The sequence below is a fragment of the Halomonas sp. GT genome (assembly GCF_002082565.1).
Lineage (GTDB): Bacteria > Pseudomonadota > Gammaproteobacteria > Pseudomonadales > Halomonadaceae > Vreelandella.
In genome coordinates this window covers 739,437-752,817 of sequence record NZ_CP020562.1, presented here as the reverse complement: position 1 = coordinate 752,817, position 13,381 = coordinate 739,437, and the positions used below count along the sequence as shown (strand labels likewise).

The 13,381-nt window shown below is 52.2% G+C and carries 12 protein-coding genes and 3 tRNA genes; 3 read left to right on the top strand and 12 right to left on the bottom strand.

What is annotated here, in order from left to right:
- The first annotated feature begins 62 nt into the window (after positions 1-62).
- Positions 63-476 (top strand): LexA family protein, encoded by a 414-nt coding sequence (locus tag B6A39_RS03525; protein WP_083001413.1) that lies wholly within the window; start codon positions 63-65, stop codon positions 474-476.
- Between the two features lie 27 nt (positions 477-503).
- Positions 504-1,127, top strand: a complete 624-nt coding sequence (locus B6A39_RS03520) for an IMPACT family protein (RefSeq protein ID WP_083001411.1) — start codon at positions 504-506, stop codon at positions 1,125-1,127.
- A gap of 120 nt (positions 1,128-1,247) precedes the next feature.
- Here the strand turns inward: B6A39_RS03520 and B6A39_RS03515 are convergent, their stop codons facing one another.
- The 3 genes from B6A39_RS03515 to B6A39_RS03505 all read right to left on the bottom strand — a co-directional run bounded on the left by B6A39_RS03515 (position 1,248) and on the right by B6A39_RS03505 (position 4,748).
- Positions 1,248-2,570: a sodium ion-translocating decarboxylase subunit beta gene (locus B6A39_RS03515; RefSeq protein WP_083001399.1), complete on the bottom strand. Its 1,323-nt coding sequence runs from the start codon at positions 2,568-2,570 to the stop codon at positions 1,248-1,250.
- Positions 2,571-2,582: 12 nt separating this feature from the next.
- Complete coding sequence (gene oadA / locus B6A39_RS03510; protein ID WP_083001397.1) at positions 2,583-4,397, bottom strand: sodium-extruding oxaloacetate decarboxylase subunit alpha; 1,815 nt, start codon at positions 4,395-4,397, stop codon at positions 2,583-2,585.
- A gap of 93 nt (positions 4,398-4,490) precedes the next feature.
- Positions 4,491-4,748, bottom strand: coding sequence for an OadG family protein (locus tag B6A39_RS03505; protein WP_083001394.1), 258 nt, complete (start codon positions 4,746-4,748; stop codon positions 4,491-4,493).
- Positions 4,749-4,875: 127 nt separating this feature from the next.
- On the opposite strand from B6A39_RS03505, the gene B6A39_RS03500 reads away from it, so the two are divergent.
- Positions 4,876-5,874 (top strand): tRNA dihydrouridine synthase, encoded by a 999-nt coding sequence (locus B6A39_RS03500; RefSeq protein WP_232318745.1) that lies wholly within the window; start codon positions 4,876-4,878, stop codon positions 5,872-5,874.
- Positions 5,875-6,026: 152 nt separating this feature from the next.
- Here the strand turns inward: B6A39_RS03500 and B6A39_RS03495 are convergent.
- The 9 genes from B6A39_RS03495 to B6A39_RS03455 form a co-directional block, all read right to left on the bottom strand.
- Positions 6,027-6,103, bottom strand: a tRNA-Arg gene (locus B6A39_RS03495).
- Between the two features lie 67 nt (positions 6,104-6,170).
- A tRNA-Arg gene (locus B6A39_RS03490) sits at positions 6,171-6,247 on the bottom strand.
- Positions 6,248-6,276: 29 nt separating this feature from the next.
- Positions 6,277-6,369, bottom strand: a tRNA-Ser gene (locus B6A39_RS03485).
- Positions 6,370-6,493: 124 nt separating this feature from the next.
- Positions 6,494-6,682: a carbon storage regulator CsrA gene (csrA, locus tag B6A39_RS03480; protein ID WP_009722197.1), complete on the bottom strand. Its 189-nt coding sequence runs from the start codon at positions 6,680-6,682 to the stop codon at positions 6,494-6,496.
- 192 nt (positions 6,683-6,874) lie between these two features.
- Positions 6,875-8,125 (bottom strand): aspartate kinase, encoded by a 1,251-nt coding sequence (locus B6A39_RS03475; RefSeq protein ID WP_083001390.1) that lies wholly within the window; start codon positions 8,123-8,125, stop codon positions 6,875-6,877.
- Positions 8,126-8,222: 97 nt separating this feature from the next.
- On the bottom strand, positions 8,223-10,832 hold the full coding sequence (alaS, locus tag B6A39_RS03470; protein WP_083001388.1) for an alanine--tRNA ligase: 2,610 nt from the start codon (positions 10,830-10,832) through the stop codon (positions 8,223-8,225).
- A 169-nt stretch (positions 10,833-11,001) separates the two neighbouring features.
- Positions 11,002-11,463, bottom strand: coding sequence for a regulatory protein RecX (locus B6A39_RS03465; RefSeq protein WP_156886192.1), 462 nt, complete (start codon positions 11,461-11,463; stop codon positions 11,002-11,004).
- 17 nt (positions 11,464-11,480) lie between these two features.
- Positions 11,481-12,029: a dTDP-4-dehydrorhamnose 3,5-epimerase gene (gene rfbC, locus B6A39_RS03460; protein ID WP_083001384.1), complete on the bottom strand. Its 549-nt coding sequence runs from the start codon at positions 12,027-12,029 to the stop codon at positions 11,481-11,483.
- Positions 12,030-12,032: 3 nt separating this feature from the next.
- Positions 12,033-13,379 (bottom strand): NAD(P)H-dependent oxidoreductase, encoded by a 1,347-nt coding sequence (locus B6A39_RS03455; protein WP_083001382.1) that lies wholly within the window; start codon positions 13,377-13,379, stop codon positions 12,033-12,035.
- Positions 13,380-13,381 lie beyond the last annotated feature (2 nt).

The window sequence follows — 13,381 nt, the reverse complement described above, 5'->3', positions numbered from 1 at the left end:
TAAACACAGCAATCTGCTCAATTACACGCCTAGGGAGCGGGCGCTGCATTGGAGAAAACAGTATGACGATGTCAATGCCAACACCCTTGACCATATCTCAACAGGCATTAACTCAACAGCCACTAACTCAAACGACGCTGAATAGCGGTCGTCCTGCTTATTCAGCACCTCGTGTAACTCGGCGCAATACTTATGCGCTTCGCGTGCGCGGCAACAGAATGCGTGAATGCAATCTATTCGATGGCGATGTCATTATTATTCGCCGTTACCAACAAGGCAGCCATCAAGAAACGGCTATTGCGATGATTAACCAGCGAGAAGTTGCGCTAAAGCAACTTTCCATTAGCCGGCTTGGCGTTCACCTATGGCCCGAAGATGCAGCCATGCCTGCCGTCTTCCTGCATAATTGTGATATTCAAGTGCTGGGAATGGTGATGGGCGTCGAGCATGGCGCTACCAACACTCGGCACCACTAATTCGTCACCCGCTTTAGGGAGTATCGATTGCGTTACCGAGTTCCAAACCTAGCACCCGCCACATGGCATACCGCTGAAATTGAGGTTGAAAAAAGTCGCTTCCTCACTTGGATATGCCATGCGCCCAACACTGCTGACTTTCATGCAATGCTGCAGGCAGCCAAAACCGCCCACCCCAATGCAAGTCATCACTGTACGGCCTTTATTGCAGGCCCTCCTGGTGAACAGACACATATAGGTTTCTCTGATGATGGCGAACCAGGAGGAACAGCTGGCAGACCCATGTATCAAGCCTTGCTTGGCAGTCAAATAGGAGAAATAGGCTGCGTGGTGATTCGCTACTTTGGCGGCACCAAGTTGGGCACTGGCGGACTTGCCCGGGCTTACGCACAGTCGGTTAACGCCGGGGTTGACACATTACCCACATGCGAAGTCGTCGAACGAGAAAATTACCTGCTCCGCGTTAACTTTTCCCATGAGGCAGTCGCGCGCACTTGGTGTGACGAACAGAAAATTCCCGTCCAACAAGCAGAGTATGATAGCAGCGGCGTGTGCCTCACGATTGGCTGGCCAAGGGATGAACCCCTAAGTCTCACAACGCTTGAAAACCGACTAAAAACTGCTCTCGATATTCAAAAAGTGACGCCGTAACAGAGCCATTGATATGTTAGACAAAAAAACGCGACTTACGCGAGCAATTGCCCGGTAAGCCGCGCTTTAGCCACTAACCATCACGTAACAACAACTGCGCAATGGCACTGCTAGCGGGTCTTAGCCTAAATATTTAATCATAACACCCGCCGCGACAGCAGAACCGATAACACCTGCCACATTGGGGCCCATGGCGTGCATCAGTAGGAAGTTATGCGGGTTCGACTCCAAGCCAACCTTATTCGCCACTCGTGCAGCCATCGGCACCGCAGAAACACCAGCAGCACCAATCAATGGGTTAATCGGCATCTTGCTAACCAAATTCATCAGCTTCGCCATCAATACGCCTGCGGCCGTGCCAATACCAAACGCCACAATGCCCAAGCCCAAGATGCCCAGCGTCTCAAACGTCAGAAAGCTTTCCGCCATTAGTTTGGAGCCTACCGACAGCCCTAAGATAATTGTCACGATATTAATCAGGGCGTTTTGCGCCGTATCCGATAAGCGCTCAACCACACCACACTCACGCATCAAATTACCAAAGCAGAACATCCCTAATAGCGGCGCTGCATCAGGCAAGAAGAGCGCAACCAGAATCAACAACACTAGCGGGAAAACAACCTTTTCCAGCTTGGATACTGGCCGCAACTGCGTCATCTTAATTTGACGCTCTTTTTGAGTGGTCAGCAAACGCATGATCGGCGGCTGAATCAACGGCACAAGTGCCATGTAGGCGTACGCCGCCACCGCAATAGCACCAAGCAGTTCAGGGGCTAACACACTCGATACGTAAATAGACGTCGGGCCGTCAGCACCACCGATAATGCCAATTGCCGCGGCCTGATTGAGGGAAAAATCCATCACTCCTATCGACGACAGTGCAACAGCACCAAACAGCGTAGCAAAAATACCAAACTGAGCCGCTGCCCCTAAAAAGAGCGTACGCGGGTTAGCCAATAACGGGCCAAAATCGGTCATTGCCCCCACGCCCATAAAGATAATCAGCGGGGCAATACCGGAGGCGATCGCTACGTTATAAAAGCTATAGAGCATGCCATCGCCATAACCAACGTTCATGGCGATATCCTTTGCCGCTCGCAACTGGTCCGGGGCAGCAGCATCGTGAGCGATTGCCTTCAGTGACTCTCGCCAGGTTTCTACACCGCTTAGTGGATCAAGGGTAGCGCCCAGTACAGAGGCTATCTGTTGCAGTACAGCGGGTTTTGCAACCTCGATCGCCTGATCGAGCGCTGAAATCGCCAAGCCCGCCTCAGGGATATTGGCAAGAATGCCGCCAAACCCAATCGGTACCAGCAGCAGCGGCTCAAACTTCTTGTAGATAGCGAGATAGAGAAGCCCCAGCCCTACCAAAACCATGACCGCTTGACCAAGCTCGAGATTATAAAGCCCCGAGCCCTCCCATAAGGTGATTAACTTATCCATTGCCGAATGCCCTTAAAGCTCGATCAGCGAATCGCCGACGGTGACGCTGTCACCCTCGCTGACGTTAACTTTCGATACGGTTCCGGCACTGCTGGCGCGCACTTCGGTTTCCATTTTCATGGCTTCCAAAATAATCACCACATCGCCTTCCGCTACTTGGTCACCAGGACGCACATTGACCTTGAAGATATTGCCAGCTAGCGGTGCATCAATGCTTTCACCGCTGGGTGCAGCTGCTTCCTCTTTGGGAGCGCTAGCACTCGCTGCCGCTTGCTCTTGCACCTCGCCTATTTCTCCGCCCTCAGACACCTCTACTACAAACGCTTTGCCATTGAGCTTAACGGTGTATGTTTCCGGGCCACTCGAGACGACTGGCGCTTTACTTTCGGCTTTTGCCGGCACGTTAGTGCTTTTCGCTTCAGCCACCTGGGGTGCAGGCTCGAAAGCATCAGGATTGTCACGATTTTTAAGGAATTTCAGGCCAATTTGCGGGAACAGCGCATAGGTCAGCACGTCGTCTATTTCCTGCTCTCCACCAGCAATACGAATGCTATCTGCGCTCGCCTTCTCTTTAAGTTCGGCAGCTAGTCGATCCATTTCTGGCGACAGATTATCTGCCGGGCGGCAAGTGATTGGCTCGCCGCCTTCAAGCACGCGTTTTTGTAGCTCTGTATTAAACGGTGCGGGCGCGGAACCGTATTCACCTTTTAACAGCGCCTGAACCTCTTTGGAGATGGACTTGTAACGCTCCCCCATCATCACGTTCATCACGGCTTGAGTACCCACAATCTGGGAGGTCGGCGTCACCAGAGGAATAAAACCAAGGTCTTCGCGTACGCGGGGGATCTCACTCAACACATCGTCAAGCTTATCGCCAGCGCCCTGCTCTTTAAGCTGGCCTTCCATGTTGGTGAGCATGCCGCCAGGCACCTGAGCAATCAAAATGCGTGAGTCAATACCGCGCAACGAGCCTTCAAACGCCGCATACTTTTTGCGCACTTCACGGAAATAACTGGCGATATCTTCCAATAACTCCAGATCAAGACCGGTATCGCGATCAGTATCCTTGAGCATGGCAACAACAGACTCAGTCGGACTATGGCCGTAGGTCATGGACATAGAAGAGATCGCAGTATCGACATTATCGACCCCCGCTTCGACAGCTTTTAAAATTGTCGAGGTCGACAGCCCTGTAGTGGCATGGCAATGCAGGTGAACTGGAATAGACAGCTCTTTTTTCAATCGCGTAACAAGGTCATAGGCGATATAAGGCGTCAGAAGCCCCGCCATATCCTTGATAGCCAGCGAGTCAGCGCCCATTGCGGCAATGGTTTTGGCGAGCTCTACCCAGCTATCCAGGGTATGTACCGGGCTAACCGTATAAGAGATGGTACCTTGAGCATGCCCACCTACTTGACGAACCGCTTTGATGGCACGCTCAAGATTGCGCGGGTCATTCATCGCGTCAAATACGCGGAACACATCAACCCCGTTGGTCTTGGCACGCTCTACAAACTTATCAACTACGTCATCGGCGTAGTGGCGATAGCCTAACAAGTTTTGTCCACGTAACAACATCGCTTGAGGTGTATTCGGCATGGCTTCTTTCAGGGCCCGAATACGCTCCCAAGGATCTTCACCCAAATAACGGATGCACGAATCAAACGTTGCTCCACCCCAGGTCTCTAATGACCAATAGCCAACGTTGTCGAGCTTTTCAGCGATCGGCAGCATGTCATCAAGACGCAAACGAGTGGCAAACAGCGATTGATGGGCATCGCGAAGAACAACATCAGTGATCCCCAGAGGACGTTTTGTTTCATTCATGGTCGTGGCTCACAATTTTTACGTTATGGATTTGTAGTAAATTTAACAAAATAATTAGCAATTGGGCGGTAGGATAGCTACAAAACTAGGGCCTTACTTGCGGCGCGAAGAACGATAACGATGCACTGCAGCACTAATCACTGCCATGACTTCATCATCCTGGCCTTTCGGTGCAGATGTTTTTGCGCTATTTCTGCCATTCGGCGCTGCAACAGGGGCAGGCTGAAAACGGCCAATTAATTTCGACATCAGCGTGACGCTAATTACCAAAATCGTAAGAAAAACAAATACAAACCCCATACCTAACCCCATAAGGGCAAGCCCTTCCTGGAGCAACTCTGACTCCTGCATACCGCATTCCCCCTCTTTCAAATGCTTATCGGCACACCAATAGCCTCTAAAGGCGCTTGGCGCAGTGAGGCTAATACACTAACCTGCCACATCCAGGATAGATTGCAATCGCGCCATAGTGGAAGTCATGGTTGTTAATTTACTACATAAAGGCAGGATAGGCCTAGCGCCTATGGAAGGTGTCATCGACGCCTTAACGCGTGATTTACTGACTCAGCAGGCAGGTTTTGACTGGGCAGTGACTGAGTTTGTCAGGGTGGTCGACGCACGACTCCCCCCTCGCGTGTTCTATAAACATTGTCCCGAACTGACAGCAGGCAGCGTCGCTACCCCTAACGGCGTTCCCGTGCATTTACAGCTTTTGGGATCAGACCCCGACGCATTAGCCAGCAATGCACAACAAGCGCTCTCGCTGGGCGCTATCAGCATCGATCTTAACTTTGGCTGCCCCGCAAAACTGGTCAATCGCCATGATGGTGGCGCATCGCTACTTCGCCAGCCAGATCGCGTCTATCGCGCCGTAAAAGCGGTCGCCGAAGTATTAGATGGCGAAATTCCAGTGACGGCTAAAATCCGCCTTGGTTTTTCTGATCGTCGCTTAGCAGTGGCCTGCGCACAGGCCACGGAAGCTGGTGGCGCTGCACAGTTAGTCGTGCATGGCCGTACGCGGGATGAAGGCTATCGTCCACCTGCACACTGGGAGTGGATTGGCAAAGTTCGCCACCACGTATCAATCCCTGTCGTTGCAAACGGCGATATTTGGACACTAGAAGACTACTGGAAGGCTCGTACTCTATCAGGTTGCGAGGATGTCATGCTTGGCCGTAGCGCCCTTTCAGATCCATGGCTTGCAGCTCGCATACGCCATTGGCAGCGCACGGGTGAGCGCCTCCCCGCCACCACCTGGAAAATGCGCGCCAACGTTCTAAAGCAGTACGCTGATTTACAGCGGCAGCATTTACCAGAGCGCGTCGTGGTGTCACTAGTTAAACAGTGGCTAGCACAAATGCGCCAAGGCAATGCCGAGGCCAACCAACACTTTCAGCGCTTAAAACGCCTCACGGACCTTAATACGCTGCTAAACAACCTGATACCCAGCACATCTCTTTGCTGCGAGCCCGCATAAGTCGTTTTCGGCATTAGGTAGCGGCACAAAAAAAAAGCGCCCGGCCGCTGTGCGGGGACGCTTTAAACGATCTCAAGACCAAAGCACGAGCTACTATGGCCAGGCTAGAAATAAGAAAACCCGCTTTCTTTTGAAAGCGGGTTTTTCGAATTTGGCGCGCCCGGGAGGATTCGAACCTCCGACCCCCTGATTCGTAGTCAGGTACTCTATCCAGCTGAGCTACGGGCGCTTAACAGTTTTTAACATCACTTGCGTGAGCAAAAACATAGTAACATCAATAACTTCTGAATTCAAGCTGGCGCGCCCGGGAGGATTCGAACCTCCGACCCCCTGATTCGTAGTCAGGTACTCTATCCAGCTGAGCTACGGGCGCTTATCCAAATTGATGTTGCTTTATGCAGTTGGCGGAGAGAGAGGGATTCGAACCCTCGATAGGGCTATAAACCCTATACTCCCTTAGCAGGGGAGCGCCTTCAGCCACTCGGCCACCTCTCCTCAACGGCACGGCGCGAATATTACCGATTTTGATGACTGCTGTCCAGTCTTATGCCGATTTTTTTCGCACCGCCCCGCAGTTACCGCTTAAGCGCCCTGTAATGAGCGCAGCACAAACGGCCATTTACTCAGATTCGCTTTCGCTGTTGCGTTCACGCTGAATGCGCTGGTAAATCTCTTCGCGGTGAACCGCCACGTCTTTTGGTGCGTTAACACCAATACGCACTTGATTACCTTTCACACCTAGCACTGTAACGGTGATTTCATCACCTATCATCAGTGTTTCGCCGACACGGCGGGTTAGGATGAGCATGGCTGATCTCCTTCTCAGACGTTTTATACAACGGGATGTGTCCGCTCAAAGCGGCACCACGCTATTATGCGGCATGGTGCCGCCACCACCAATGGCTCAAGCCCCTATGACACCTTAACCTCCCGTTGAAAGAAAGCTCACCACCACACGGCAGCAAGTACCCTTCAGCGTAGAAGGTTTAGCGCATAATTGTTATTCAGATTCGATATCAGACTTATCTAAACCGAATGCTTTGTGTAAGGCGTTAACCGCAAGCTCCATATGCTTTTCATCAATGACAACGGAAATTTTAATTTCCGACGTTGAAACCATACGGATATTGACGTTCTCGTCTGCCAAAACACGGAACATTTTAGAAGCAACACCGGCATGAGAACGCATACCAACCCCTACAAGCGATACTTTGGCAATGTTGTCATCGCCACGTAGCTCGCCGCCGCCCAAGTCAGGAATTACTGTTTCTTCAAGCAATTTCTTCGTTGCTTTGTAATCGCCTTTGGCTACCGTAAAGGTGAAGTCAGTGTAATCACCAGCAGGTGCTACGTTTTGCACAATCATATCGACTTCGATATTGGCATCGGCGATAGGACCAAGAATACGCGACGCTACACCTGGCACATCAGGCGTATTCAACAGGGTTAATTTAGCTTCATTTTTAGTAAAAGCGATACCGGAGATTAGCGGTTCTTCCATAGCGTCCTCGTCTTGGTCTGCGTCTGCAACAATTAGGGTGCCGGGGCCATCTTCAAAGCTCGACAGCACGCGAAGTGGTACGTTGTACTTACCAGCAAATTCGACGGCGCGAATCTGTAGAACTTTGGAGCCTAGGCTTGCGAGTTCAAGCATTTCTTCGACGGTAATGCTCTCAAGGCGCTGAGCCTTGGAACACACGCGAGGGTCAGTGGTGTAAACACCATCAACATCGGTGTATATCTGGCACTCATCAGCACCAAGCGCTGCAGCAAGCGCAACACCCGTGGTATCTGAACCACCACGTCCAAGCGTCGTAATGTTGCCGTCTTCATCAACGCCCTGGAAACCAGCCACCACAACCACTTTCCCGTCATCAAGGTCAGATTTCAGGTCATCAGTTTCAATGCGCTGAATACGCGCTTTGGTGTAGGCGCTATCGGTATGAATGCCGACTTGGGCACCCGTATGGGAAGTGGCAGAAACACCAATTTGTTGAAGCGCCATTGCCAGTAGCGAAATAGTTACCTGCTCACCGGTCGAGAGCAGCATATCCATTTCGCGTGGTGCTGGGTCTTCATTGATTGCGTTTGCCATATCGGTCAGGCGATTGGTCTCTCCGCTCATCGCGGACACCACCACTACAACTTGGTGGCCTTGGTCGCGAAAGCCTTTAACCTTTTCCGCCACGGCCTTGATACGGTCGACAGAGCCCACCGAGGTGCCGCCGAACTTCTGTACGTATAATGCCATATGCCGTTTTTTCCTATAGGTTCGGGAATGGAGAGTGAGTGTTGTTATTACTATTTAACAAAAAGCCGGTAGCAAATAGTGCCACCGGCCTTTGTAATTAGCTAAGCGTATTTTCCAACCAAGCCGGTACGCTGCTTAATGCCGCAGGCAAGGCATCAGGTAAATTTCCACCCGCTTGAGCCATATCTGGGCGGCCACCACCTTTACCGCCCACTTGCGAAGCGACATGATTAACTAGTTCACCTGCCTTAACGCGACCCACTAAGTCTTGGGTAACCCCAGCAATTAAGCTCACTTTTCCTGCCGCAGTATCCGCAACCCCAAGCAAGATGACGCCAGAACCAAGCTTGTTTTTCAACTGATCAAGTACGCCACGTAACTCTTTACCGGAAACACCGTCAAGCTGGGTGACCAGTAAATTAACACCGTTAATTTCTTGCACCTGGCTAAGCATGTCACTGCCCGCAGCGCTTGCCAGTTTCGCTTTCAGTTGCTCAAGCTCTTTTTCCAGCGCGCGGTTACGCTCAACCAGTGATTCTACCCGAGCTTCCACTTGCTCGGGTTTGGTTTTCAGTCGCTCACCTAACCGCTGAACACGCGCCTCCTGCTCACGGAAATAAGCCAGCGCATTTTCACCGGTAATCGCCTCAATACGACGCACGCCAGAAGCGATACCTACTTCGCTCACCACATGGCAACAACCAATATCGCCGCTTCGGTTCACGTGAGTACCACCGCACAGCTCGATAGAGAAGTCGTCAGCACCAATGGTCAGTACCCGCACGTTATCAGCATACTTTGCTTCAAACAGCGCGGCTGCCCCTTTGGCTTTTGCTTCTGCGAGGCTCATCTGCTCTGTCTTGGTCGGTGCATTCGCTAAGATCTGCTCATTTACCAGACGCTCAACTTCCGCTAATTGCTCTGCAGTCATCGGCTCAAAGTGGCTAAAGTCAAAGCGCAGGCGCTCTGCATTAACTAGCGAGCCTTTCTGCTGAACGTGGTCACCCAGCACCATGCGCAGTGCTTTGTGAAGCAAGTGAGTCGCTGAGTGATTACGGATGGTGGCACCACGCAAGCTGGCATCCACCTCGCCGCGGACCTTCGCGCCGACGCTGAGCGTGCCATCTACCATAACCCCTTGGTGAAGGTGGTGGCCACTCTGCTTCTGCGTGTCGGTTACCTGGAAGCGACCGCCATCAATGTATAAGTAACCGGTGTCACCCACCTGGCCACCCGATTCACCATAGAATGGCGTGCGGTCTAGTACAACGGTGCCTTTCTGGCCATCCTCCAGAGCCGCTAACGCATTACCTTCGCTATCCACGATAGCAGTAACTGTCGCTTGGTCGGCTAGATGTTCGTAACCTGTGAACTGGGTTTCACCCTCCAAATCGATAGCAGCACTGTAATCTGCGCCAAATTGGCTGGCCGCCCGAGCACGCTCACGCTGCGCTTCTAACTCGCGCTGAAAACCGGCTTCATCCAATGTGACTTCGCGCTCACGACAGACATCCGCCGTCAGGTCGAAGGGGAAACCGTAGGTATCGTAAAGCTTGAAGACGGTTTCTCCAGGCAGCACGTCACCTTGCAGCTCTTCAAGCGCCGCATTCAATAGCCCCATGCCGTGGTCCAATGTCCGCGCAAATTGCTCCTCTTCTTTAAGCAACACGCGGGCGATCTGCTCGCTGGCATCTCGCAGCTCCGGGTAGGCATCGCCCATCTCAGTATCGAGTGCGGTTACCAGCTTGTGGAAAAACGGCTCAGAAGCACCCAGCTTATGCCCATGGCGAATCGCCCGGCGAATAATACGACGCAGCACATAGCCACGCCCTTCGTTGGAAGGTAGAACACCGTCTGCAATCAAGAAGGCACAAGAGCGAATGTGATCCGCAATAACGCGTAACGACGGCGTTGTGGTGTCCCCATGACCGGTCGCCTCGGCAGCAGCTTTCAGCAGGTTTTGGAACAGATCGATCTCGTAGTTAGAGTGAACGCCCTGCATAACGGCAGCCACTCGCTCCAAGCCCATTCCTGTATCAATGGAAGGCTTAGGCAGCGGATTCAATGTTCCAGCGGCATCACGGTCGAACTGCATGAACACAAGGTTCCAGATTTCGATATAGCGATCGCCATCTTCTTCAGGGCTGCCAGGAGGACCGCCCCATACTTCCAGACCATGATCAAAAAAGATTTCAGAGCTGGGACCACATGGGCCGGTGTCACCCATTTGCCAGAAATTATCTTCATCAAGCTTTGAGAAACGCTCAGGGTCAATGCCGATATCATCTTTCCAGATGCGCTCCGCTTCGTCGTCACTGATATGCACGGTAACCCAGAGTTTCTCTTTGGGCAGGCCCAGCGTTTCCGTCAGAAACGTCCAGGCAAAGCGAATCGCCTCACGCTTAAAATAGTCGCCAAAACTAAAGTTACCCAGCATCTCAAAGAACGTATGGTGGCGCGCGGTATAGCCGACATTGTCTAGATCATTGTGCTTACCCCCAGCACGTACGCAACGCTGGGCTGATGTGGCGCGCACATACGGGCGCGGATCTCGGCCTAGAAAAACGTCTTTGAAGGGCACCATGCCTGCATTGGTGAAGAGCAGCGTCGGGTCATTGCCCGGCACTAGAGAGCTTGTGGGCACAATCGTGTGCCCCTGCTTTTCAAAAAAAGATAAAAAGGCCTGTCTGATCTCTGCGCTTTTCATAGGGTATCCGTGACAAGAAAGCATGATGCCCCAGGGCGCTGTCGCCGCCACCCGCTGGGGTCGCAAAGGGAGCATTATAACGCAGTTGTCAAACGACTAAAGCCGCAGTTAGTGGCAGAACTAAAACAGAGGGTCAAAAAACAACTAGAAAAGGCTTATAAAGAGGAAATTACAAACACGAAAGCGCGTAGCGTATTTGCTCAAAATTAAAGCCGCGCGTGGCGAGAAAACGCTCACGCTTTACTCGCTCTTTGGGCGTATCACCTGGCGAGGAAAAGCGCCGCGCCAAGGTATCACGGGCTAGCTCAAACCAGTCCACGGCCTCTTGCTCTTCTACGTTAGCAAAGGCCGTCGTTGACGTTTCCTGGTCTACACCCCGCTGGCGCAGTTCACCTTTAATGCGAATAGCACCTTGCCCACGAAGAATCCGCGAACGTATAAAGCTTTCAGCAAAACGTTCATCGGACTGTAAATTTTGTTCCTCCAGAGCGTCTAGGCAGTCAGCAATCTCATCAGGCTGAAATGTTTTTTGCTGCATCTTGCGAGCTAGCTCGGCGCGAGAGTACTCGCGCCGAGACAGCAACTGAATTGCCACTTCGCGTGGCGTTAACTCACTACTGGGGGAAAACATAATGTTCTCTCAACGGTTTAGAAGAGCGCGTCACGTCGCTCACTGATCAATGGCCAATTGGCGTCCTTTTCGGACACTATTGTGGGCGGAATAGGCCACTCGATCGCGAGACGCTCATCATTATAGCGCAAACCGTTTTCAGCCTCGGGATGATAAGCAGCCGAAACCAGATAACTGACTTCAACATCGTCGGTCAGCGTCTGAAAGGAGTGCGCAAAGCCTGGCGGCACATAAAGCTGATACCGATTGGCTTCGGTCAGCTCGAACAGCTGATGGTGCAGGTAGGTTTCTGAATCTTCACGAATATCCACAATGACGTCAATAATGCCCCCCCGGAGGCAGCGCACCAACTTGGCTTCAGCGTGCGGTTCACGCTGGTAATGCAGCCCCCTCAAGGTTCCTCTATGAGCTGAGAACGAGGTATTCTGCTGTACAAAATCGCCCAGCAAACCATGGCGCTCAAACTCCACGCGGCACATTGTACGGGCAAAAAAACCCCGTTCATCACCATGCGTTTCAAGCTCTATCAGCGTAGCATCCTTGAGTTTCGTTTGATGAAATAGCATGGCTTACTCCACAGAAGTAGCGGCGGTGCCAGATAGGGGTTCCAAGGCAAACATGGCTTCTTGTTCGGCATACAGACGATCGATCAAGCGCAAGGGTGGAATAACCACATCATCGAAGGTCAGTGCCTTGTCCTTTTCCACACGACCTGCCACCTGACACCCTAGTGCTAGACCGATAGGTAGTAGCCGTTCACGCCTTATCACTTCTATATTTTCAGCCATGCCGTAGACTTCGAAGCCTCCGAGCTCCTCAATTTTATCGCCGTCATGCAAGGTTTTTTTGGCCATAGCGATCACCCCTACCTTTGGGCCGCCTAAAGGAGATAAAACCGGATCACGGAACAATACTGCTCGCGCAACGGACGTAGGCACTTCAAAATGACAAAGATGATAAGGCGTTGAAAAGCAGTAATACGGCCCTTCTCCCATTTTATAGAGCTCGAGATAATGTCGCTGACGGGGATTATCGATGGTACCCAGCACGAACACACCTGGCCCAGGCCGTGCTCCCACAACGTAATCCACCAGCCCCGGCCCTGCCGGATCAAGATAGGGCTCAAACGCCGACATCGTCTCCTCGATAGGTACTAAGGGTCCACCAGGCACACCACCGGAAAAATCAGGACCAAGCATGCCGCGTTGAGCGACTCGCATGCCGGTTCCATTGGCGACGATCGCCTGTTCAAACGAAATCTTGGTGCCATCAGCAAAAGACGCCACCATCGCCGCCTTCTGTCCCCAGCGTTTAGCAAAACCTTCTTGGGTAGCCGGATTGCGATAAGGATCATGCAACCCTTTGATGTTGCCACATAGCACAGGCTTGACGCCCAGACCGGCGACGAAGCGATAGAGATTCATCTGTACGCCTGGCTGGTCGCCATCGGCAAAACTATAGATAACGCCTGCAGCATCAGCCTTCACTTTTAAAATAGGGCCGATTGTACCGTCGAGTTCCGCATTCATTTGGATGATGCCTTTACCACTTTCTAGTGCCGCCAGCACAACATGTGCCGCGAACTCCAACGAGCCGGTTACCTCGATGATCGCATCCAACCCTTCGGCGCGAGCCAGAGCCACGGCATTCTCAGTGACTGCCGCTCGCCCCGCAGCAATCGCCATTTCAAGTTCCTGCTGAGTGTCACAGGTGATTGGTTCGATCTCGGCTTGTTGATAGACCTTGACCGCTGCATCAAGGTGACGATTAGCAATAGCGCAAAGACGCATACCTGCCGTTGCAGTCATAATCTGCAGGCCGACCCCCCTCGCTTGAAACCCCGCTCCTATCATTCCTACTCGAATGGGGTTGCCTTGTGCCTCTCGCTTGGCAAGTGCTGTATCAACAATGATCATCG